The following is a 641-nucleotide window of genomic DNA, read 5'->3' as shown; positions in this document are numbered from 1 at the left end:
AATCTTAAAATCAATTAATTCTTCTTTCACTAAAGCACCCAGTTAGCACAAGAAGACAATAGTTTACTTAAAGTTTTTTTATTTTTTTAATTTCATCTTCTACTATTTGATAATCTTCGTTTTCTTCATCAGTGAGGATGTAAAAGAATACCCGACCGTCGTAGTCAAAATCCATATTCTCAAGGATTGTACCGATAAAGGTTCTTTCCTCAACTTCAATATAATACCTTTCGTTTTCTTCGATTTCTATGATAGTATCTTGAACCCGTATTTTAATTTTACTCACTTAAAAATCATCACCCACACTTAAAAATAATACCGTAATTTTGGAAAAGTTGTTCAACTAAACTGCCCTGTTCTGGCATAAATTACAAATTCAAGAGGAACCATCTAATTTCCTTTTTCATTACAAAATATGTCCCTAAAATATAGAAAATGAGCGCTTATCCTTGTTCCAGGATCGCGCCCGATTGTTTAATATGCAATACTGTTATTTCTTAATTACATTTACCTAAAATTCAATATAAAATGGGTGTTTGCTATTATCAAGACAGTATTCAATTCTTTGCTTAAAGTTTCCCACGGTTACCATTTCTAACGCTTTCTCAATAGGATAGAACCCTACTTCTAGACTCTCTGAT

General features: G+C 31.4%; 1 protein-coding gene and 1 pseudogene. Both read right to left on the bottom strand.

Going from position 1 to position 641, the window contains the following annotated elements:
* Positions 1-67 precede the first annotated feature (67 nt).
* A complete protein-coding gene (locus ACQCT5_RS22885) occupies positions 68-286 on the bottom strand; it encodes a hypothetical protein (protein ID WP_499645414.1) in 219 nt (72 codons plus the stop codon).
* Between the two features lie 225 nt (positions 287-511).
* A pseudogene (locus ACQCT5_RS22880) lies at positions 512-641 on the bottom strand (NUDIX hydrolase); the annotation flags it as partial.

The sequence above is a fragment of the Sutcliffiella halmapala genome, assembly GCF_050107295.1.
Classification (GTDB): Bacteria; Bacillota; Bacilli; order Bacillales; family Bacillaceae_I; genus Sutcliffiella_A; species Sutcliffiella_A halmapala_A.
The sequence above is the reverse complement of the archived record's forward strand: the minus strand, read 5'-3'. Positions and strand labels throughout refer to the sequence as shown.